At 59.1% G+C, this 21,026-nt stretch carries 18 protein-coding genes and 1 pseudogene; 13 read left to right on the forward strand and 6 right to left on the reverse strand.

Going from position 1 to position 21,026, the window contains the following annotated elements; genetic code table 11:
* Positions 1–176 precede the first annotated feature (176 nt).
* The 6 genes and pseudogenes from FS665_RS23755 to FS665_RS20610 form a co-directional block, all read right to left on the reverse strand.
* Positions 177–293, reverse strand: a pseudogene (locus FS665_RS23755) (IS5/IS1182 family transposase); the annotation flags it as partial.
* Between the two features lie 310 nt (positions 294–603).
* Positions 604–930, reverse strand: coding sequence for an SMI1/KNR4 family protein (locus tag FS665_RS20590; protein WP_256675116.1), 327 nt, complete (start codon positions 928–930; stop codon positions 604–606).
* A gap of 161 nt (positions 931–1,091) precedes the next feature.
* Positions 1,092–1,439: a hypothetical protein gene (locus FS665_RS20595; protein ID WP_145192769.1), complete on the reverse strand. Its 348-nt coding sequence runs from the start codon at positions 1,437–1,439 to the stop codon at positions 1,092–1,094.
* Between the two features lie 160 nt (positions 1,440–1,599).
* A complete protein-coding gene (locus FS665_RS20600) occupies positions 1,600–2,169 on the reverse strand; it encodes a hypothetical protein (protein WP_256675117.1) in 570 nt (189 codons plus the stop codon).
* 216 nt (positions 2,170–2,385) lie between these two features.
* A complete protein-coding gene (locus FS665_RS20605; protein ID WP_145192771.1) occupies positions 2,386–3,012 on the reverse strand; it encodes a hypothetical protein in 627 nt (208 codons plus the stop codon).
* A 180-nt stretch (positions 3,013–3,192) separates the two neighbouring features.
* Positions 3,193–3,372 (reverse strand): hypothetical protein, encoded by a 180-nt coding sequence (locus tag FS665_RS20610; RefSeq protein WP_145192773.1) that lies wholly within the window; start codon positions 3,370–3,372, stop codon positions 3,193–3,195.
* A gap of 264 nt (positions 3,373–3,636) precedes the next feature.
* Here FS665_RS20610 and FS665_RS20615 point away from each other — a divergent pair, with 264 nt between their 5' ends.
* From FS665_RS20615 to FS665_RS20685, 13 genes are all read left to right on the forward strand, one after another.
* Positions 3,637–3,891: a hypothetical protein gene (locus FS665_RS20615; protein WP_145192775.1), complete on the forward strand. Its 255-nt coding sequence runs from the start codon at positions 3,637–3,639 to the stop codon at positions 3,889–3,891.
* Between the two features lie 103 nt (positions 3,892–3,994).
* A complete protein-coding gene (locus tag FS665_RS20625) occupies positions 3,995–4,549 on the forward strand; it encodes a hypothetical protein (protein WP_145192776.1) in 555 nt (184 codons plus the stop codon).
* A gap of 825 nt (positions 4,550–5,374) precedes the next feature.
* Complete coding sequence (locus tag FS665_RS20635; protein ID WP_145192778.1) at positions 5,375–6,124, forward strand: hypothetical protein; 750 nt, start codon at positions 5,375–5,377, stop codon at positions 6,122–6,124.
* Positions 6,125–6,188: 64 nt separating this feature from the next.
* Positions 6,189–6,722, forward strand: coding sequence for a type VI secretion system contractile sheath small subunit (gene tssB / locus FS665_RS20640; RefSeq protein WP_145192780.1), 534 nt, complete (start codon positions 6,189–6,191; stop codon positions 6,720–6,722).
* A gap of 14 nt (positions 6,723–6,736) precedes the next feature.
* Complete coding sequence (gene tssC, locus FS665_RS20645) at positions 6,737–8,239, forward strand: type VI secretion system contractile sheath large subunit (RefSeq protein WP_145192782.1); 1,503 nt, start codon at positions 6,737–6,739, stop codon at positions 8,237–8,239.
* A 32-nt stretch (positions 8,240–8,271) separates the two neighbouring features.
* A complete protein-coding gene (gene tssE / locus FS665_RS20650; RefSeq protein ID WP_145192784.1) occupies positions 8,272–8,754 on the forward strand; it encodes a type VI secretion system baseplate subunit TssE in 483 nt (160 codons plus the stop codon).
* A complete protein-coding gene (gene tssF / locus FS665_RS20655) occupies positions 8,754–10,586 on the forward strand; it encodes a type VI secretion system baseplate subunit TssF (RefSeq protein ID WP_178108383.1) in 1,833 nt (610 codons plus the stop codon). The genes tssE and tssF overlap by 1 nt, the downstream gene beginning before the upstream one ends.
* Complete coding sequence (gene tssG, locus FS665_RS20660) at positions 10,550–11,620, forward strand: type VI secretion system baseplate subunit TssG (protein WP_145192788.1); 1,071 nt, start codon at positions 10,550–10,552, stop codon at positions 11,618–11,620. Before tssF ends, tssG begins: the two co-directional genes overlap by 37 nt.
* Complete coding sequence (tssH, locus tag FS665_RS20665; protein ID WP_145192790.1) at positions 11,617–14,214, forward strand: type VI secretion system ATPase TssH; 2,598 nt, start codon at positions 11,617–11,619, stop codon at positions 14,212–14,214. Before tssG ends, tssH begins: the two co-directional genes overlap by 4 nt.
* An 83-nt stretch (positions 14,215–14,297) precedes the next feature.
* Positions 14,298–15,020, forward strand: coding sequence for a type VI secretion system lipoprotein TssJ (gene tssJ / locus FS665_RS20670; RefSeq protein WP_145192792.1), 723 nt, complete (start codon positions 14,298–14,300; stop codon positions 15,018–15,020).
* Entirely contained in the window at positions 15,017–16,360 is a 1,344-nt protein-coding gene (tssK, locus tag FS665_RS20675) for a type VI secretion system baseplate subunit TssK (RefSeq protein ID WP_145192794.1), read from the forward strand. Before tssJ ends, tssK begins: the two co-directional genes overlap by 4 nt.
* Positions 16,357–17,070 carry a type IVB secretion system protein IcmH/DotU gene (icmH, locus tag FS665_RS20680; RefSeq protein WP_145192796.1) on the forward strand — a complete coding sequence of 238 codons (714 nt, stop codon included), beginning with the start codon at positions 16,357–16,359 and terminating at the stop codon, positions 17,068–17,070. The genes tssK and icmH overlap by 4 nt, the downstream gene beginning before the upstream one ends.
* Before the next feature lie 21 nt (positions 17,071–17,091).
* On the forward strand, positions 17,092–21,003 hold the full coding sequence (locus FS665_RS20685; RefSeq protein WP_145192798.1) for a type VI secretion protein IcmF/TssM N-terminal domain-containing protein: 3,912 nt from the start codon (positions 17,092–17,094) through the stop codon (positions 21,001–21,003).
* The last annotated feature ends 23 nt before the right edge of the window (positions 21,004–21,026 follow it).

Below are 21,026 nucleotides of genomic sequence, written 5' to 3' on the forward strand. Positions count from 1 at the left end.
GTGGTTCCGCGTGGTGGAACCTCGACAGGCAGGGGTGAACGCCTGTAAGAATTCGGCGCTAGTCGACGGAGGTTCAGCACATTGAATAAGTTTTAGGCGCTGTACGAAAAGAGATGGCGTTTACGTGGGCGGCCACGTTGGCTTGCTGGAATGCTGACTTCGTCCAGCAGTGGTTATGCGTAGCACCTGTCACTGGCTTGAACGCCAAGGAGAAGGAAGCGTAAAGGGGTCCCGTTGGCATCGCAGAGCATGTGGATTTTGGTTGTCAGGACACCCCGACTGCGACCTAGCGCTTGCTGCGATCCAGCAGCATCAGTGTGGTCCGGCTGTTGAAAGCACCGCTGTCAGAGTCCAGCGCTGAGTGCCCAGCACTGATCTGCTCCGGCGGGCGTATGAAACATTCGATTACAAGGGACTTTAAGATTACTCAAAAAATAGTATACGAAAACGTACACGAAGGGCAGAACGCCCAGCCATGGACAGAACAGAGCGAAAATCAAAGTGCTCTGACGGCCTGCCGCACACTATCAACAATAAACGCTTCGAAGCTTCGGTAAATTATACTTTTGTCCTTCGTGCGCTTAAATGATAGTTCGGCCTCCACTATAACCGATTCACCAGTGCCCCCACAATCGAAGTATCGATAGAGTAGATTGGGCCATAGCCAGATGCTTTCACTACAATCATAGAATCATCAGGGCCTCCATCACCCCGAGCGCTCTTTCTGGCAAAAGCCACACTCGGAACCGATACCGCATCCACCGCACTCTTGGTGATGCCATAGTAAGTATCACCTTCAAAAAATAGAGCGCCGTATTTACTTAAGAGCAGCTTATACGACTCAGGAAATTCGCCATCTAGCGCTCTTTCAAAGTCGCCTATCACATCGTCAGCAGCCCCCAGCGAATGCAGGGTCCTCACCACTTGCATTAATTTCGGATTCCAAAATATCTATATAAGCCATTCAAATTTCTCCAAAAATCATGAATGAAATTATCATCGATTCTCTCAAAATCCGGCCCGACCAGCTTTCTCTCTAAACAACCGAGCGTAAATTCGGATTAACAGACAATTTGTTTTAATTCCTTACACTAGAAAAGATCTTCGTCGATACCGCTTTCAATCACGAAATGCTCAATCCGAGCATAAACGGCGGGCATACCTCTGCGTTCGCTCTCCGGCTTAAGTAACCCTTCATCCATCAGAACAAATTTCGTTTTATCTATCTCTAGAATAGACCGCCTGCTTTCAAAAAAAAGACTATACGCTTTACCTGCTTTACGATCGCTGCGCAACTCAAGGCGCACAGGCAAACCAAAATCCTTGCAATTAGACTGCCCACACTCATCCATGAAATCAGTAGACGCTATACACTGTTCAAAAACTACATCTTCATAGAATTCCTCCAGATCAATTTTTTGCGTGACAGAAGCTTCCAAAAATGTCTTTGCTTGGATTTTTCAACACCTGGTTGAAGCCTGGCAAGGCAGGCGCCCACTCTATATCAGACAAAAGTGGAGCCACAGACTACAACTCATCAAAATCCGACCAAGGATCGTACCTGTAAGCTTCATCTATCGCCACGAACGAAATTCCCTTTTACTTGTCCGCAGCCGCTTTAAATCTCTCGCTACAAAAAATTTGAAGTGTTTCCTGACAACGAAAAATATCACTTTTGATTCCAGGTAATAAAACAAATAAATCTATCTTATCGATGGTAATTTGATCGGCGAATAACGGGCTAGCTATGACATCTCCGTTTTCCAAGTCCTTCGCAGCCACGTAGGTCGAAGACTTCTTGTCTAGAGCAGCCAGGCTTTCACCCGGCAAGAGAATAAAATACTCATCTTTCCTAATCTTATTCCCCTGTGAAATTTCAAGCGGTATGGCCCTGTATTTTGCACCTAACGAGTCACAAACATTTAGAAAATTCTGCGACACATAGGTCACGCCCACTTCAAAGAAATCGAAATCTAATCTATCAATGCAAGTGTTCGGATCCGAAAGCGCAAGGCTGTATTCATTTTTTATCTCTAATCTTTCAGGATGATTTTCATAGGGAGACCACTCGAATCTATCGTGATTGAAAAAACCAGTTAGATTATCTGGACACCCTTCCGCTGTAGGTTCATATTGTAGCGCATGAAATTTTCCTCTATCAAAGCTCATAATAATCCTCCAGAAATCAGACCGTGCCATCTGCAGCACCGACGACGGCCACCTCTATCCTAATGCGCAGCTATGCGCGATAGGCAAGAGGTATTAGTATCAAGCTAACGCCTCAGACGTCATTAAATCCCAATGCCAGCCCAGGCTCAACACCTTCAATATCTACCATCAATAACGGCTGAGCCGCCCCCTCACATTTCTGACGGCATGCCGTGATCACTGAGAAATTCGGGCCAACGCCCCGCCTACGACATGGAATCCTATCACATGAACTTGTACAGCCACCTGCTCACCTTCACCTTCTAGTGCTACCTTGGGAAGATCCAGACTCAAGCACTCTGGCCAATTCAGCAGAAATTCACCAGGGACAACGCTAGGTCTTTTAATATCTGATCTGAACTTATAGCTACCTTGGAACTGAGGGTTATTCAAACTGGGCACTACAGCGATATCTTTAGGACTGTCTAGACCATAAACGTAGTATTGCCAGGGGATCATACCCCAAACAAGTACTAACAATCCTTCCCCAAAGAGCTCATTTGCGATTTCTGTCTCACACAACGCATCTTTCAGATTCAACCTATTATGACCAAGCCTTAAACGCATGTAATCATCCATCTTGTCAAGATCAGCGATAAAAAATCCTAACTGCCCGTATCCTTCATAGATCGGATGCCCAACTTCGTTGTATGATGGAGTTGATAAGATTTCGCTTTCCAAACGTATATTAAAATTAAAGATCTCTGAATACTGCAGCAATGGCTTAACATGTTCTGGAATATGGCCTGATGCCTTAAGCGGAACATCCAGATGCACATCAACAACCAGCACATACCTACCCATTGGGATGTCTGTGGCTTCTAGGAAAATCCTTTCTGAGCCGAGGTCAAGTACTACGCCACCGGAAACTGAAACTTCTAAAGAGATTCTGCTCGTTGAAATCTGCCTACTAGCGACAGCGGCGCCATACGTCGTGCCATCGTTTCTTCTATCCAACTAATTAGTGTTTTTCTCTTCACCCTCTCAAACCCCTCCAAACTCAATACTTGAAAGCTGTATATCTGCATCAGCGACATGGAGAACTACTGCCTCTCTGCCGCTGAAACTCAGCAGTTGCAGCTCTTGTTCCGGGGGCAATGGGGAGGCGAAGATGAACAGACGTTGATGCTGGGTGAGCATCGACTCGATGGCGTCCGTAATCATAACAATGCATCCTGCATCAAGCTGGAAATCTCCTAATGAAAACGCGTTTGGTCTGGGCTGTCAGATGGCTTTGAGCCACTTATCTAACCCTAGTAAGCGAAATGCTCCTGCGCCAGGTGCATGGCCGCATGCGCTGCGGCGTCGGCTCATTCCAATTAATTACAACGGAATATGTCCCCTGGTTTGATTCGATCAAGCTGTGAGGTGTAGGCTCCCTGCGCCTAGGCATCAGGCAGTACGGCGCGAATATCAGGGAGAATCGCCATGAGCGTGAGTGAAAGCCAACTCAGCCAAGTGGACCGGCAGATGGACCAAAATCACCGTGAAATGGTGATCATGTCGATCGAAGACTTTCAGGCACAAACCCAGTTTGCCCAGCGTACACACCGCGCTACGCAGTCGCCGCATCTCTGTACGCGCACCCAAGGCGACTGGAAAAATATGCGCAGGAAAAAGTCAGCAATCTCGCCAGCGAGGTTGCTGACAATCTTTATAACGGGGCCAAGCGCTGGGCGCTGAAAAAGCTCAATCCTGGAGATCTCAATCTGCCTGGATGGCCCACTGTGCCCGAGCTCCCCTCCTTGCCCTCTCTCCCGACGTTCAACCTTCCAAAGTTTTGATCATGACTACTGAACCTGCTGAGTTCCACGAACGCTCCCCGCACCTGTTTCGCCTCATGGCGTTCGCGACTGGCCTGGCGACCTTGATCCTAGGTATCCTGTCAGCTTATTGGCTGGCGAGGGATATCCTGCCGTTATTCGGAAGGTTACTAAAGGATGCCCCAATCGTGGTGACACCCTATCTGGCCTTCATGCTCATCGCCATGTCCACAGTCACTCCAATCGTCGTTGTAACCTCACTGCATGCCTGCTGGCGTGCGCAGAAATTCGACCCGTCGCCCCAGTCCCGGATGTTCCGCTTCCAACGTAACTCCTACAAACTGACAGTCTGGTCGATGATCTTCATCTCACCGGCGCTGGCGGTACTTGTGACCCTTGGCCTCTGGGCGAAAGGCTATACGCCCTGCCAGAAACTCTTGATTTCAGGGTCAGCCTGGCGAGTGTATTGGGTCAATGATGCGCGATATTGCTTCAAACCTGATTTCTACAACAGCGATGAGCAGCCCTGTAAACACGTTGGCAACCGGACGTTGTGCACGGAAGGTGGACGCCAGTAACCGTTGCAAGTGAACCTGAGCGTCATGGATGAATAACCGATCTACACAAAGATCTCCCGCATTATCCCCTGGAAGACCAGATTACTGGCTGGCGACATGATCATCGCCCTGCTAGCGGTCGCAGCCTTCTCGGCTCATGCCTAGATCAATTACTTGTACCCGTTGTACGGCAGGCTGCTGCGTGGAGCGCCTGTGGTGGAAACGCCCTACCTGGCGTTCGGCCTGCTCATGGCTCCCCCGGCGGTGGCCATACTGCTGGTTGGCTGTGTGACAAGTGTCTTGACCGGAAAAAATTCGACCCACCCACCGGCTCCCCTCTGCATCGCTTCCAGACCCTGGTGTTCGGGGCTTCGCTGAAGACGCTGCTTTACGTCGCCCCTGCCGTGGCGATCCGCTGAGCCACCCTCGAACGCGTCATATTCCGTCGCATGGCCATCATTCAGACGTGGCCCGAATAGTGCCGCAGCCCTGCGGCGCAAAGCAAAAAATGAGACGAAGTTCACCTTTTGAAAAAAACTTTTCATGCGTTTTTGCGCGGCTCGTACAGCCCGCGTAAGCCTTGCCTTCCGGGGCTCAGGCCCCATTTCCTCAGCCCTTAAGCGCTCGCCAATATCACGGCGCCATCATTGCGCCGCATCACAAAACAGGGAAAAAATCGCGCCCCTCGTCGGAACTTCCTCCGCACTTTAGTGACTTAATCGGCATTGCTGGCAACTCGATATTCATTTGCCAGTACGCTAGTTGCCTCAGCGGAGAGGCGAGTTTTTTCAGGTCCACGCCATTGGCGTTTCAGGACGATCAAGCAGGCTCATGGACGATGTACCAATGACACAGACATTCGATGTCGAAGCACTGATCAAGCTGCGTAGCCAGACGCGGGCGATCTCCGATGCGCTCAAGGCGCAGGCGGCCGATTACCTCGCCACCGTGGCACCGCTGATCCGTCCGCAGAGCCTGTTTGGCGAATACCTGCAGGGCGCCCAGCGCAGCAGCGGGCGTGAAACCCAGAGCCATTTCCAGTCACTGATCGAGCTCTACGAGCGCATTGGCTCAGCCGCGCCGTTCCAGCTGGTCAGCGAGCTGGAAGTTCCCCTGAACCTGATCAGTACCACCCCTGAATTGTTTCCGTTGGAATACGACAAGGTCCTCGAGCAGAGTGGCCAGGTCATCCGCATCACCAGCCCGACGCGCTGGGTGGTCGGGTTCCATGCGTTCGAGCTGGCGCAGTTTCGCACCGTCATCAAAGACCCCAACCGCAGCAGCGCCGAGCTGTACCGCTTCGTGGTGCACTACCTGGTGCTGTTCTACTGCCTGAGCAAGTCGCCCGGCCTGGGCCGACTGTTCGAGGGGCTGCGCTTCGGGCTGAGTTTCGAGCGCCTGAAAGGTTTCGGCGACTTGCCATTCTGCGTCATCAGCTCGCCGGTGCGCTCGGAACTTCCCGATGATTCGGTCATCCGTAGCAGCACGCAGATTGCCGGCAACACCAGCTTCGAAGAGCTGGTCGGTCGCGACAACATTCTGGAAATGAACGACGAAATCCGTCAGCGCCTGCTGCTGACGATCGAAGGACTGTAACGCGCCAGCGCCCGGCACGGGCGGCGCAATGATTCGCAGCGAATTGCTCGCACTGGAGAACACGATGGCGAAGAAGGAAAGCACCCAGCACAAACTCGACCGCGTTCGCGCGCCTCGGGTCCATATCACCTACGACGTGGACATCGGCGATGCGCTCGAAAAAAAGGAGCTGCCCTTTGTCGTTGGTGTGTTGGGCGACTTCTCTGGCAACCCGCTGGAACCACTGCCCAAGCTCAAGGACCGCAAGTTCGTCTTCATCGACCGCGACAACTTCAACGGCGTGCTCAAGGGTATCAAGCCGCGCTTGACCTACCGCGTCGACAACACCTTGGCCAAGAACGGCACGCAGTTGGGTGTGGAACTGAACTTCAATAGCCTCGAAGACTTCGAGCCACAGAACGTGGTCAAGCAGGTCGAGCCGCTGCGCAAGCTGCTGGAAGTACGTAACAAGTTGGCCGACCTGCGCAACAAGATGGGCGGCAACGACAAGCTCGAAGAGCTGCTGATGGACGTGCTGCAGAACACCGAGAAGCTGAAAACCCTAGGCAAGGAATTCGGTCGCGAAGCCGCCGTACCTGCCGACGACGGCAAAGCGTGAGCAGGAGCCAGACGATGACCGACAAGCAAGCATTGCCCCAACAGGAATCCGACCTGGTCGAGGTTGAACACTTCGCGCCCCAGGCATCCCTGCTCGACAGCATCATTTCCGAAAGCCGCGTGGCCCGCTCGGAAACCGAGCGCAGCCGCACACGCGACCTAATCGGCGAACTGGTCGGCCAGGTGCTGGAGGGCGAATTGACGCCCAGTAAAGACCTGATTGCCGTGCTCGATGCCCGTATCGCCGAAATCGACGCGATGCTCTCAGAGCAGATGAACGAGATCATGCACGCCAGCGAGTTCCAGCAGCTGGAAGCCTCCTGGCGGGGCCTGAAGTACCAGGTCGACCAGACAGAGACCAGCACCACGCTGAAGATTCAGTTGCTCAACGCATCGAAGAAAGATTTGGTGCGCGACTTGAAATCCGCCTCGGAATTCGATCAGAGCGCGCTGTTCAAGAAAATCTATGAAGAAGAATACGGCACCTTCGGTGGTGCCCCTTTCGGCATGCTGGTCGGTGACTACGAGTTCACCCGCAGCCCCGAAGACATGTACCTGCTCGAAGAGATCTCGCACGTTGCCGCCGCGGCTCACGCACCGTTCATTTCTGCGGCATCGCCGGAGCTGTTCGGCTGGGACTCGTTCACCGACATGTCCGGCCCGCGCGACCTGGCCAAGATCTTCGACACCGTCGAATACGCCAAGTGGAAGTCGTTCCGCGCCTCAGAAGACTCGCGCTACGTCGGCCTGACTCTGCCGCACGTGCTGGGTCGTCTGCCATATGGCCCGGATACCGTGCCGGTGGACGAGTTCAACTTCGTCGAGAGCGTCGACGGCCGCGACCACAACAAGTACCTGTGGATGAACGCCGCCTACGCCCTCGGCACCCGCGTCACCGATGCCTTCTCCCGTTACGGCTGGTGCGTGGCGATCCGTGGTGTGGAGGGTGGCGGACTGGTCGAAGGTCTGCCGACTCACACCTTCAAGACCGATGACGGCGAAATCGCGCTCAAGTGTCCGACCGAAATCGCCATCACCGACCGCCGTGAGAAAGAGCTGTCCGACCTGGGCTTCATCCCCCTCGTGCACTGCAAAGGCACCGACTACGCCGCGTTCTTCGGCACCCAGTCGACTCAGAAGCAGAAGCAGTACAACACTGACATCGCCAATGCCAACGCCCGCCTGTCGGCGCAACTGCAGTACATCTTCGCCACCTCGCGGATCGCCCACTATATGAAGGCGATCATGCGCGACAAGATCGGCAGCTTCGCTTCGCGCAAGGACGTCGAATCGTTCCTCAACGAATGGCTGGCCGACTACGTACTGCTCGACGATACCGCGAGCCAGGAGGCCAAGGCCAAGTTCCCGCTGCGCGAAGCCAGCGTCGAAGTGGTCGAAGTGCCGGGCAAGCCCGGCGCCTACAAGGCCGTAGCCTTCCTGCGCCCGCACTATCAGCTCGACGAACTGACAGCCTCGCTGCGTCTGGTCGCCGAACTGCCGCAATCCACCCGCAGCTGATCGAACCCGAGCCAGGAAGGCGCCATTCACCCATGAGCCGTAACTATCAATTAGTGCCAACACTGTTGGATCGCTTGCTTGATGACACTCCTCATCAGGCAAGCGAGGCGGTCTCCAGGCGCCTGTGCTCCCTGGCCGATTACAAGGCCAGCCTGATTCGCGACCTGGAAGTGCTGGTCAACACCCGTCAGTGCATGGTCGCCGAACGTCTCGACGGCCGCGGGCAACTGGCTGGCACCATCCTCGAATATGGCATGCCCGACTTTACCAGCAAGGGGGTGCTCAACCCTGAGGACCGACGCCTGATCCAGGCCCAGCTCGAGCGTGCCATCAGCGTCGGTGACAAGCGCTTTCGTGCCGTACGCGTCCAACTGATGACCCAGCAGCTGGGCAACCGCATGCTGACCTTCCGAGTCGATGCCGTGCTGCACCTGCAGGACGCCACACGGCAGGTCTCGTTCGATGCCGTACTGCAGATCAATACCCAAGAATACAAAGTGCAGAACCTCAACTGATGCTCGACGATCTGCTGCCCTACTACGAAAAGGAACTCTCGCACCTGCGCTTTCTCGGGCAGGAATTTGCCCGTGAGTACCCGAAAATCGCCTCTCGCTTGTTGATCGAGGGGGACAATTGTGAAGATCCTCATACCGAACGCCTGATCGAAGCGTTTTCGTTTCTTTCTGCACGCGTCCACAAAAAGCTAGATGACGAGTTTCCGGAGATCGTCGAAGCCTTTCTGGAGGTGCTTTACCCGCATTACCTGCGTCCGACTCCGGCGTTATCGATCGCCGAGTTTTCCGCCGGTAATCGTTCGACCCTGACGGCACGCTACGACATCCCCCGCCATACCGAAGTCGCCTCGCGGAGTATCGAGGGCGTGGCCTGCAGATTCCGCACCTGCTATCCGGTGCAATTGTGGCCTGTGGCTGTGCAGGATGCCTCTTTCACCGAGCTCGAACGCTCGGTGTTCAATGGCCACAGTGCCGACCTCGTGGCGCATCTGAAAATCGGCTTGATCGCCACCACCGACCTGCATTTTGGCCAGTTGGACATCCATTCGCTGCGCTTCTTCCTCGACGGTGAAAGCACACTGATGCTGCAGCTGTACGAGTTGCTGTTCAACAACCTGGCCAAGGCCACCGTCAGCTTCATCGAAAACGGTCAGCGCCGGGAGATCGGCCTGCCGGCCGATGCCCTGCAAGCCGTCGGTTTCGAACAGGACGATGGCCTGGTGGATTACTCGGCTCGCTCGTTTGCCGGGTACCGCTTGCTGCATGATTACTTCACGTTCCCCGACAAGTTCATGTTCTTCGACATTGGCGGACTCAAGCGTAGCCTTGCAGATCGTGACATCAAGGCGATCGAGCTGAACTTCTACTTCTCCCACTTCGAGCTCGGCGAGCGCCTGGCCCGCCTTGCGCAGAACCTGGGTCGGCACAACTTCAAACTGGGCTGCACGCCGATCATCAACCTGTTCAAGCAGCAGGCCGAACCGATCAAGCTAACCCATACCCAGCACGAGTACCCGGTAACGCCAGACGTGCGCCTGCAGGGCAATGCCGAAGTAGTGTCGATCGATCGCGTGCAACGTGTGCGCAAGCTCGGCGGCCGCGACAATGTCAGCGAGTGCAACCCGTTCTTCGAGCCACGTGGCGAGCTCGGCCCCGACGCCTGCTACTGGATCGGCCGCCGCCAGCCGTCGCGACGCGACACCCAGAGCGGCACCGAGATGGTAATCCGCGTGGTGGACCGAGAACTGGACCTGCTCGACAGCAGCAGCGACACCCTCAGCATCGCCCTCACCTGCAGCAATCGCGACTTGCCGCAATTGCTCAGCTATGGCGGCAGCCAGAGTGACCTGAGCCTCGACCAGGACAGTGTGGTCGACACCATCCGCCTGCTGCGCAAGCCCACTGCCACCGCGCGCGTGCCGCTTGGCGCCGGCCTGATCTGGCGGCTGATCGCGCACCTGTCGCTGAACCACATGTCGCTGGTAACGCAGGGCAAGGAAGTGCTGCAGGAAATGCTCAGCCTCTACAACTATCGTCGTGGCCTGGCCGTGCGCAAACAGATCGGCGGCATCCTGTCGATCAAAAGCGAGCCCGTAGTTGCCCGCATCGGTCACCCACGGCCGAACTTCGTGCGCGGTGTGGGCATCACCCTGGAGCTCGACGAAAGCCAGTACATCGGCAGCGGTGTGTTCTTGTTCGGCAAGATCCTGGACCACTTCTTCGGCCAGTACTGCACAGTCAACAGCTTTACTCAACTGACCCTACGTACCCGCCAGCGGGAAAAGAGAATCGTTAAATGGCCACCCAGAACCGGCGATCAGCCACTGGTCTGATCGACCAGGCGCGTGCTCAGCCATACCGGTTCGAATTCTTCCAACTGGTGCGGTTGCTGCGCCTGCACTACAGCAGAGCGGGACGTATCGATCCAGAAACCCGGCCGCATGACGACCCGCTGCGCTTCCGTTCGCAACTGTCGCTGGCGTTCCCGGTCAGCGAAGTCAGCGAGCTGAAATTCGAGCGCGCTGAACGCACCAACGCAAACGATCAACCCTTGACGGAAGTCCAGGTCACATTCATGGGCCTAGTCGGCCCGTCCGGGGTGCTGCCACGGCCGTACACCGAGCTGCTGATCGATCGTCACATCCAGCACCGCGACGATGCCGCGCACGCGTTCATGGACCTGTTCTCTCACCGCGTGGTCGCGCAGTTCTACCAGGCTTGGCAGAAGTACAAGTTCCATATCGAGCATGAACGCAAAGGGAGCTCGGACTTCGAGCGCTACCTGCTGAGTATGGTGGGCTTTGGCGAACAGGCGCGTCGGCGCAAATTCACCAACAACGATTCAGGCCTGCGCCAGGAACTGTTCAGCTACTTTGCTGGATTGTTCAGCCAGCGCCCGCGCAACCCACAGAACCTACAGGCCATGCTCAGCTTCTACTTCGCCCTGCCTTTCACTCTACGGCCATTTGCTGGGCGATGGCTGAAGCTTGAACGCGAGCAATGCACGCGCCTGGGGCGGCAAAACGCCCAACTAGGGCACAGCAGCGTGATCGGTAACCGCGTGTGGGACTACCAATCGTGCGTGCGGATCGAAATTGGCCCGCTGGAGCTGGCCGACTACCGCCGCTTTCAGCCCGGCACCAAGGACTACCACAAGCTGGTCGAGCTGGTGCGCTTCTACCTCGGCCCCAGCCTGGACTTCGAACTGGCACCGAAGCTCAAGCCTGAGGCCGTGCCCGTCGCCCGCCTGGGCCGCGAAGACGGTGTAGCACTGGGCTGGCTGGGCTGGCTGAAACGCCCTGGCAGCCAGGTGCAGCCTGCGCGCTGCGGCATTTTTAGTATTCCTTTTGATGGGGTCTCGCTGTGAATCTTAAGTCACTGTTTGCCAAGCTCAACGACACCTGCCGCGGCGCCACCGAAAGCGCGGCCGCGCTGTGTCTGGCCGAGCGTCACTATGAAGTGGACATCGAGCACGTACTGTTGCAATTGCTCGAAGGCGATGACAACGACCTGCGGCCCGTGCTGCGCCACTACGGTGTGGTCGTCGAGCGCCTGCAGTCACAGCTGGCAGACGCCCTGCAGGGCTTCAAGACCGGCAATACCCGCACGCCGGCGCTATCGCCGCACATAACCCAGCTCATCGAGCGTGCCTGGGTGCTGGCTTCGATTGAATATGGCACCAGCCAGATTCGCAGCGGCTATCTGTTGTTGGCCCTGCTCGACGACGCCGACCTGCGTCGCCTGCTGCTGGCCAGCGCGGCAGAGCTCGATAAGATCAACGTCGATGACCTGCGCGCCAGCCTCCAGGCACTGACCAGCGCGAGCGGCGAGGCCCAGCAGGCCACGGCCTTACCCGCCGACACCAGCGCCCCTGCCCCGCTGCGCAGCCAGGGCAAGACGCCAGCATTGGACCAGTATACCGTCGACCTGACCCGAAATGCCCGCGAGGGCCGGATCGACCCGGTATTGGGGCGTGAGTTCGAGGTTCGGCAGATGGTCGACATTCTCACCCGCCGTCGGCAAAACAACCCGATCCTCACCGGTGAGGCCGGGGTCGGCAAGACCGCCGTGGTCGAAGGCCTGGCGCTGCGCATCGCCGAGGGCGACGTGCCGGCGCCACTCAAAGGCGTGGCCATCCACACCCTCGACCTCGGCCTGCTGCAAGCTGGCGCCGGCATCAAGGGCGAGTTCGAGAACCGCCTGAAATCGGTGATCGAGGAAACCAAGCGCAGCGTGCACCCGATCATCCTGTTCATCGACGAAGCACACACCTTGATCGGCTCAGGGGGCCAAGCCGGGCAGAACGATGCCGCCAATTTGCTCAAGCCGGCATTGGCCCGTGGCGAGTTGCGCACCATCGCCGCCACCACCTGGGCCGAGTACAAGAAATACTTTGAAAAAGATGCTGCTCTCGCCCGTCGCTTCCAGGTGGTCAAGGTCGAAGAACCTGAAGAAGACCAGGCCATCTACATGCTGCGCGGCCTGCTGGAAAAGATGCAGAGCCACCACCGGGTGGCAGTGATGGACGACGCACTGGTCCAGGCGGTGCGCCTGTCCAGCCGCTACATCACCGGCCGGCAGCTGCCGGACAAAGCCGTCAGCGTGCTCGACACGGCCTGCGCCCGAGTCGCCCTGGGCCAAACCTCGCAGCCGGGTCGCCTCGAAGACTGCCTGCGCCTAGTGGACAACCTGCGCACCGAAATCACCCTGCTGGAGGAGGAACAATCCAAGGGCAGCGATCACCAACGCCGCCTGGCGCAACTGCACGTTCAGATCGAACAGGCTGGCCAGCGCCAGCAAAGTCTGCAACAGCAATGGCAGCGCGAGCTTGAATTGGTCAAGCAGATCCACACCCTGAGCGCAGCTAGCGACAGCGATAATCGCGCGGCCTTGGCCGAACTCCGGGTGAAACTGTCCGATGTTCAAGGTGAAGAACCGCTGGTGCACGCTTTGGTCGATGGCGCCACCATCGGCGAAGTGATTTCCGGCTGGACCGGCATTCCGCTGGGGAAGATGCTGCGCGATGAGATCGACACCGTACAACGCCTGCCGGCGTTGATGGCCGAGCGCGTGTTGGGCCAAGACCACGCCCTGCATGAGATTGGTAAGCGTATCAAGATCTCCCGGGCACGCATGGAAGATCCGAACAAACCGATCGGTGTTTTTCTGCTCCTTGGCCCAAGCGGCGTGGGCAAGACCGAAACCGCGCTGGCCCTGGCCGATACCTTGTATGGCGGCGAGCGTAATGTCATCACCATCAATATGTCCGAGTACCAAGAGGCGCACACTGTTTCCAGCCTCAAGGGCTCGCCGCCCGGCTATGTCGGCTACGGGGAAGGTGGCGTTCTGACCGAAGCGGTACGGCGCAAACCCTACAGCGTGGTGCTGCTCGACGAAGTAGAGAAAGCTCACCCTGACGTGCTGGAATTGTTCTTCCAGGTGTTCGACAAAGGCGTCCTGGACGATGGCGAAGGGCGCGAGATCAACTTCCGCAACACCGTGATCATCCTCACATCCAACGTCGGCACCGAGCACATCATGCGCACCTGCCTGGGCGCCGACCAGGTACCGGCACCGGCGCAGCTGGTCGACGACCTGCGCGAGCAACTCAACGGCGTCTTCAAGCCGGCCTTCCTCGGCCGCCTGAGCATCGTCCCCTACTACCCGGTGCAGGACGCCATTCTCGAGCGCATCGTCGACCTCAAGCTGGAGCGCATCCGCCAGCGTTTCGAGCGCAACCACCAGGCCCAACTGCACTTCAGCCCGGCACTGGTGCCGGCGATTGCCGCGCGCTGCACCGAAGTCGACAGCGGCGCGCGCAACATCGACAACATCCTCTCTGGCAGCCTCATGCCGGAGCTGGCCGAACAGGTACTGGCACGCATGGCCGAAGATCAGCCGATCAACAGCCTGCGCATTGACCTGGATGAAACCGGCGGCTTCGCCTACAGCCTCGCGTGAGGGTGCGGCCGTTGAAGCAAGGACCATCAGCAGCGTCCCGGGCCAACCAGGCGTTGCCAGAACGAGTTTTCAGGAGCAGGACAATGGGCAGGTTACTGGGTGTACTGATCATGGCCTCGGCGCTAGGCGCCTGTGGCATCACTGACCGCGTCGGCAAACGCGTCGACGACACCTGGGCAGGCGACATGCTGTTCAGCAGCGACGAGAAAGTGGTCCTGACCATCGACGGCGGCAACCAGCTGAATCCGGACGTAGCCGGCACCCCGCTGTCGGTGGTGGCGCGTGTCTACCAGCTGACCAGCCTTGATCGGTTCGTCAGCAGCGATGCCGACACCCTGCTTGACCACCCTGAGCAAGCACTGGGTCAGACCGTGCTCGATACTCGCGAAACCGTGGTCCTGCCGGGGATCGGCAACGTCGAGCACTGGCCGCTGGCCAAGCAGGCACGCTATGTCGCCATTGCTGCGTTCTTCCGCGACGAAAGCGGCGGGCGTTGGAAGATGGCCTTCAATGCCGACGCCTTCCGCAAGGACGGAATCTTCTTCTCGTCCGAGGGCGGGCGAGTGCTGCTCGACCTCAACCAGATCACCGCCGAGCGCGGCCAGGACGTGCTCCAACTGCCCGCCCAGCAAGCCATCGCCACCCTGCAGCCGGCGCAGCCGCTGGAAACCGAGCCGACCGTCAGCCAGCAGCTGCAGGCCAAGGCGCTGGACGCTGCCCAGCAGGCCGCTGGTGATGCAGCCGAGCAATCGGCCAAGAAAGCCATGACCAACGTGTTCGATTCAGCACTGGAAGGTATCCAATGAGCAACAAGAGCCGCGTGATGTGGTCGGAAGGCATGTTCCTCCTCCCGCAGCACTTCCAGTATCAGGACGAGTTCCACCAGCATCAGCTGGCTCAGGCCACCCTGCGTTCGTCGCCCTTCCACTGGGGCGTGCAGGCCCTCGAAGTCGATGAAGTAGCGCTGGGCGGTGGTGTGCTGCAACTCAACCGCCTGCACATGGTGTTCCCCGACGGTTCAGTCTATGACGCTCCGCAGCATGACCCACTGCCGGCCGCGCGCGACATCAAGGATGTATTGCAGGGTTCGGGCATCAAGGTGTACGCCGCCCTCAAGCTGGCCGAACCGTACAGTGCCAACTATATGGAAGAAGGCGCCGAGCGCCAGGGCGCGCGCCGTTACCGCAAAGCCTTCGCGACCCTGCCCGACCTCAACGAAGGTGATCTGGAAAATGAAATCACCAGCCTGCGCCTGAACGTGGTGCTGCTGGTCGATGGTGATGCATTGGATGGCTACAGCTACTGCCCGCTACTGCACCTGCAGCGCAATAACGTCAATGCGTTCAGCATCGATAGCCAGTTCGTCCACCCGGCCTTGCACCTGGGCGCCCATGAAACCCTGCTGACCATCGCTCAGCGCCTGTTGGCGCTGCTGCAGAGCAAGAGCGAGACCTTGTCCGGGCGCCGCCGCGAACGCGCCGACCAGATCGCCGAGTTCGGCTCCAGCGATGTCAGCCTATTCTGGCTGCTGTACACGGTCAACCGTGCCTACCCGGGGCTGGCACACCTGCTCCAACACCCGCGCCTGCACCCCGAGCAGCTTTATCGCTTCCTCGCCGAGCTGGCCGGCAGCCTGCTGACCTTTTCGCTCAATGCACGCCTGGACGACATCCCGCCCTACGACCATCAAGACCCGGCCGCTTCGCTGCTCAAGCTCGACCGCCTGGTGCGCGAACTGCTCAACAGCGTGGTGCCGAACCAGTACATCCCGATCCCGCTTGACCAGACCCGTTCGTCCTACTACGTCGGCCGCCTCAACGACCCGCGCCTGGCCGACGCCGACTTCTACATCTCAGTGCACGCCGACATGCCCGGTGCTCAGGTGCTGGAGCTGGTACCACGGGCGTTCAAGGTCGGCTCGCCTGAAGACATTGAAGTAGTGGTCAACATGGCCATGCCGGGCGCCACGCTGAACCACTGCGTGCGTACGCCCAACGCGATCCCGGTGCGCCTGGACAACCAGTATTTCGCGATCGAACCCCATGGGCGGGTGTATGAACGCATGATGAGCGCCCACGCCATCGCCTTCTATGTCCCCAGTGCTTTCAAGAACCTCAAGCTCGAACTGATGGCGGTGCTCAAATGACTGTTGCCGTAATGCAAGGCGGCGCGACCGCCGTTGAACAACCCTCCACGCTCAAGGACATGGTCAAGGACTTCCTGACCATGGCGCTGATGATCCGCCGTGGCGACAAGGTGGTCGACGTACAGCGCCTGCGTGCAGGTATCGACGAATTCTTCCCGGCGCTGGAACGCAATGCCCGCCGCGCCAATTACAGTGTCGAGCAGGTCAAGGATGTGCAGTACGCATTATGTGCCTTCCTCGACGAAAGCGTTCTGAACGCCGGCCCCAGCGAAATCCGCAACCAGATCGAGATCAACCCGCTGCAGTTCCAGTACTTCGGGGTGCATCTGGCCGGCCAGGGTTTCTTCGACAAGCTCGAAGCCTTGCGCACCGATGTCAAGCGCAACCTCGACGTGCTAGAGGTGTACCACCTGTGCCTGGCCCTGGGTTTCGAAGGCAAATACAGCCTCGAGCAGAAAGACCAGCTGCGCTACATCGCCAACACCCTGGGCCAGGACATCGCCCGCCACCATGCCCCGCGCAAGGCCTTGGCACCGCAATGGGCGCTGCCGGACCAAGTGTCGCAGATGCTGCGCTATGAGGTGCCGCTTTGGTTGTACCTGGTGCTCATCGCGCTAGTCTGCGGGGCAGTCTACCTGACCCTTGACTGGTTGCTGGGCAAGGAAGTGGCCGCGTTGGCGGAGCAGGTCCGCCGGCTGTTCGGTGTTTAACTCAGGTACGGTCAGGAAGACATGAAAGCACTACTGCGCTGTTTGAAAAATTTCTGGTTTGCCTTGGCACTGGTCTGGGCCGTAGGCGTACTGGCCTGCTGGTTCGCCCTGCCACGCTGGCAGCTCTCGACCGAGCAGGTGTACGTGGCAATGACGCTGTTCAGCGCCATGTGCCTGTTGGCGGTCGTACTGCGTCAGTACCGTCGCATCCGCGCCGAGCAGAACATTGAGAGCCTGGTCCAACTTGAAGTAGATCGATCATTGGGCGCCGAAGGCGAGTTTCGCGACCAGCATGTACTGCGCGAGCGCCTGAAGCACGCGATCGCAATGTTGCGCTCGGCACGCTCGGCCGGTGGTGGCGGTGCCTCAGCACTGTCGGACCTGCCTTGGTACTTGGTGATTGGCATGTCAGCCTCGGGCAAGACCTCGCTCTTGACCCGCTCCGGGCTCTCCGCCTCGATCGCCGGAGCCCAGGCCAGTGGTTTCGACAGCGGCACACAGCATTGCGACTGGTACTTCAGCCCCGAAGCAGTGCTGATCGACACCGCCGGCCGCTATCTGCGCGATGACGCCTCGGCCAGCGAGTTCGCCTCATTCCTCAAGCTGCTGCGCAAGCAGCGCAGCAAGCCTGCGGTGAACGGCTTGGTGCTGGTGGTAAGCCTGCCGGAGATCATCTGCGCCACCGTGGCCGAACGCGAAGCCATGGCCGCACGCCTGGTCAGCCGCATCGATGAATACAGCGAATGCCTAGGGGTGAATCCACCGCTGTACCTGATGCTCAGCAAGACCGACCTGCTGCCAGGTTTCAACCAGGCCTTCGACGGCTTGGACAATGCCCAGCGCCAACAACCGCTGGGCATGACCTTCCCGCTCGCCGACGTGCGCAACAAAGGCCTGCGCAGCGTCGCCGAAACGAGCTTCGCCCAGCTGCTCGCCAGCGTGCGCGAGCAGGTCGATCGTCAGGTGATCGCCGGCGGCAACACCGCCAACGTCGAACTGCTGCAGTTCCCCAGCTACTTCGCCGAACTGTCGAGCGTGCTCGGTGGTTTCCTTGAGCAGTTCGAGCGTACCGCCGACGGCCGCACCCCGCCGATCGTTCGCGGTGTGTACTTCACCAGCGCGCTGCAGACCGACGAGCAGTTGCCACCGGTCTACGAAGAGGCCCTGGGCGCGCACTATGCCCTGCAAGCCAGCGAACGCCCGGCGCCGAACAAGACTGTCACCAAGATTGGCGACAAGAGCTTCTTCATTACGGAAACCTTCCGTCACGTGGTGTTCCCCGACCGCAACCTGAGCTTGTACTACTCGCGCCAGGGCCGTACCCGTGCCCTCACCCCCGCATTGGTCGGCGCCGCCGCGCTCGCCGGTGTCGCCCTGCTGGCCTGGGAAGGCGTGTCGTTCCAGAACAACCGCCAAGTATTGGCCACCCTAAGCGGCGAGCTGAGCGAACTGGAACAGGCTCCCGACCGAGCCGAGCGCCTGGCGTCCGGCCAGGCTATGGAACAGCTGCGCCACTACCTCGGCCAGTTCGAAGGCTACGACATCCAAGGTGTGCCACTGGCACTGGGAGCTGGCCTGTACAGTGGCGCCGAGCTACTCAGCCCACTGCGTCAGGCGTACGTGCAGCAACTGCGCACCCAGGCCCTGGAGCCGATCGGCAAGCAGCTGCAAGTGCAACTGCGTGCACTCAACCAGTTCGCCGAAACTGTCGACCGCACACCGCTGGCCGACGCCGGCAAGCGCCGCACACCTAAGGCCCAGCGTACGGATGCCGCACCAGGCGAAGACGTCAAGGTATTCAGGGCGCCGACCGCAGCAGCTCTGACCAGCAGTGTTCCGCGCAGTGGCGCGCAACTGGCCGGCCAGGTGCAGGCCGCTGCCAGCGATGCCGGCCAGGACGGCCGTCGCCGCGCCCTGGATGCACTGCGTGAGAAGGCCCGCTCGGTGTCCAGCGCCGACCCGTCCGAAGATACCGCCCTGACTGCCGGCCTGTCGCTGTCTGAAGACAGCCTCGGGCGCCTCAGCGAGCAGCAGGTGGCCTCGGTGATCGAAGCCTACAGCGCACTGAAGCTTTACCTGATCCTGACCCACCCGAATGAGCACCCGGACGCCGACTTCGTCGCCGCCGAGCTGCCACGCGCCTGGACCCTGGCCGCACGAGCGCAGGGCCGCGACGTCGATCCGGCGCTCGTGGAGGCCAACAGCGCCCTATACGTACGCTATATGCAGCAGGGTACGGCGCCGGCCCTGCGCCGCAACGAACAACTGGTGAGTGATGCCCGCCAAAGCTTGCGCTCCTTCATGATCGCCAGTTCCCTGGTCGACCGTGAGTACCTGCGCCTGCAACTGGAGTCGGGCCGTCAATATCCGAATCTGACCCTAACCGACATGGTCCCGGCCAACAGCCGTAGCCTGTTGTTCTCCGCCGAGGCCGTGCCGGCCTTCTACACCCGACAGGGCTGGGAAGAGTACGTCCAGCCAGAGTTGATCAAGCTGCTCTCAGGCGACCTGCGCAACGACAGCGACTGGGTGCTCGATGGCGAAGGCGGTAACGGCCTGGTGCAGAAAGCCAATTTCATGCGCGAGTTGCTCGCCCGCTACAAGGCCGACTACGCCGAAGCCTGGTTCAACCTGCTCGAGGGCGTTGGCGTGCGCCACTTCACCGACATGGCCAACGCCAACGAGCGCCTTGCGGTGCTGAGCGATGTACAGAACTCGCCGGTAAAGAGCCTGCTCGCCGCCGTCCACCACAACACCGACTGGGACCTGCCCAAGCAAGCATCAGCCTCCGCTGTCGGCGCGACCGAAGATAGCTTCTGGGGCAGCATCAAAGGCGCCTTCAGCAGCCAGGGCGCGGTGGCGGAAAACGCCGCTGCGCGACTGCCGCGGGTCGATGACGGCAGCCTGGCCAAGCGCTTCGAACCGGTTTCAAGACTGTTCGCCGCGCAGAATGCCGAAGGTGCTGACAGCACTGTGATGGACCGCTACCTGGCCGCACTGCGCAAGCTCAAGGTGCGCCTGAGCAACATCCAGCGCTCACAAGACGTTGGTAAGAACAGCAAGCTGCTGATCAGCGAAACCCTCGAGGGCCAGCCTTCGGAAGTCACCTTGGTGCGCAACTACGTCGAAACCAGCGTCGACACGTCGGCCGGCAAGTTGTCAGGCGCCCTGCTGCGGCTGTTCAACTCGCCGCTGCAGTACACCTGGGAAACCCTGCGCGACCCGGCCGGGCAACAGATCGCCAAAGCTTGGGCTCAGGATGTAGCTCGGCCGTGGCAGCAGGTCATGGCCCACCGCTACCCGATCGTCGCCGACAGCAACAACGAAGCCTCGGTCAAGGACCTGCAGCGTTTCGTCGACCCCGAAAACGGCCTGCTACCAGCCTTCAAACGCAACGAAATTGGCAACTTGGCCGGTGGTGAAGGCCTGGGCATGGGCACCGGCAACGGCGCCAACCCATTGGTGAACGCCAAGATGGTCGACAGCATCGACAAGGCCAGTTCAGTCGGCCAGGTGATCGCCAGCCTCTCGGATCGGGAAAACGGCTTCGAGATCATGCTCGAACCCTCGGCGCGCTACACCGACATCATCTTCACCCTCGACGGCCAGGAGCAGCACTACCGCAACGGCCGCACCAGCTGGAACCGCTTCGCCTGGCCGGGCAGCAGCAACGCCCCGGGAGCACGCTTGGACGTGGTCACCCTGGAAGGACAGCGTATCACCGTATTCGACTACCCCGGCCGCTGGGGCCTGCTGAAGATGAATGATAGTGCCCGGGTCAGCGACCTGGACACCGTGCAGCAGCGCTTCACCTGGCAGTCGGTGGCCGGCCCAGTGAGCCTGGTGGTGCGCAACTATGGCGGCGTGAAAATGACCGACCTGGCACAGGTCAAGGCGCTCAGCGCGCTCAACAACAGCGTACGGGTGAACTGATGCTAACCCGTACCACGAGAAAG

Origin of the sequence: Pseudomonas sp. URMO17WK12:I11, assembly GCF_007677725.1 — a bacterium.
GTDB lineage: Bacteria > Pseudomonadota > Gammaproteobacteria > Pseudomonadales > Pseudomonadaceae > Aquipseudomonas.

Excerpts from the sequence above, each read along its gene's own strand:
- tssF (WP_178108383.1), top strand. The coding sequence starts at position 8,754 with ATGCTCGACGATCTGCTGCCCTACTACGAAAAGGAACTCTCGCACCTG.
- FS665_RS20615 (WP_145192775.1), top strand. The coding sequence starts at position 3,637 with ATGAGCGTGAGTGAAAGCCAACTCAGCCAAGTGGACCGGCAGATGGAC.
- FS665_RS20625 (WP_145192776.1), top strand. The coding sequence starts at position 3,995 with ATGACTACTGAACCTGCTGAGTTCCACGAACGCTCCCCGCACCTGTTT.
- tssG (WP_145192788.1), top strand. The coding sequence starts at position 10,550 with ATGGCCACCCAGAACCGGCGATCAGCCACTGGTCTGATCGACCAGGCG.
- FS665_RS20590 (WP_256675116.1), bottom strand. The coding sequence starts at position 930 with ATGCAAGTGGTGAGGACCCTGCATTCGCTGGGGGCTGCTGACGATGTG.
- icmH (WP_145192796.1), top strand. The coding sequence starts at position 16,357 with ATGACTGTTGCCGTAATGCAAGGCGGCGCGACCGCCGTTGAACAACCC.
- tssC (WP_145192782.1), top strand. The coding sequence starts at position 6,737 with ATGACCGACAAGCAAGCATTGCCCCAACAGGAATCCGACCTGGTCGAG.
- FS665_RS20610 (WP_145192773.1), bottom strand. The coding sequence starts at position 3,372 with ATGATTACGGACGCCATCGAGTCGATGCTCACCCAGCATCAACGTCTG.
- FS665_RS20600 (WP_256675117.1), bottom strand. The coding sequence starts at position 2,169 with ATGAGCTTTGATAGAGGAAAATTTCATGCGCTACAATATGAACCTACA.
- tssE (WP_145192784.1), top strand. The coding sequence starts at position 8,272 with ATGAGCCGTAACTATCAATTAGTGCCAACACTGTTGGATCGCTTGCTT.
- FS665_RS20685 (WP_145192798.1), top strand. The coding sequence starts at position 17,092 with ATGAAAGCACTACTGCGCTGTTTGAAAAATTTCTGGTTTGCCTTGGCA.
- tssK (WP_145192794.1), top strand. The coding sequence starts at position 15,017 with ATGAGCAACAAGAGCCGCGTGATGTGGTCGGAAGGCATGTTCCTCCTC.
- tssB (WP_145192780.1), top strand. The coding sequence starts at position 6,189 with ATGGCGAAGAAGGAAAGCACCCAGCACAAACTCGACCGCGTTCGCGCG.
- FS665_RS20635 (WP_145192778.1), top strand. The coding sequence starts at position 5,375 with ATGACACAGACATTCGATGTCGAAGCACTGATCAAGCTGCGTAGCCAG.
- tssJ (WP_145192792.1), top strand. The coding sequence starts at position 14,298 with ATGGGCAGGTTACTGGGTGTACTGATCATGGCCTCGGCGCTAGGCGCC.
- FS665_RS20605 (WP_145192771.1), bottom strand. The coding sequence starts at position 3,012 with ATGGGTAGGTATGTGCTGGTTGTTGATGTGCATCTGGATGTTCCGCTT.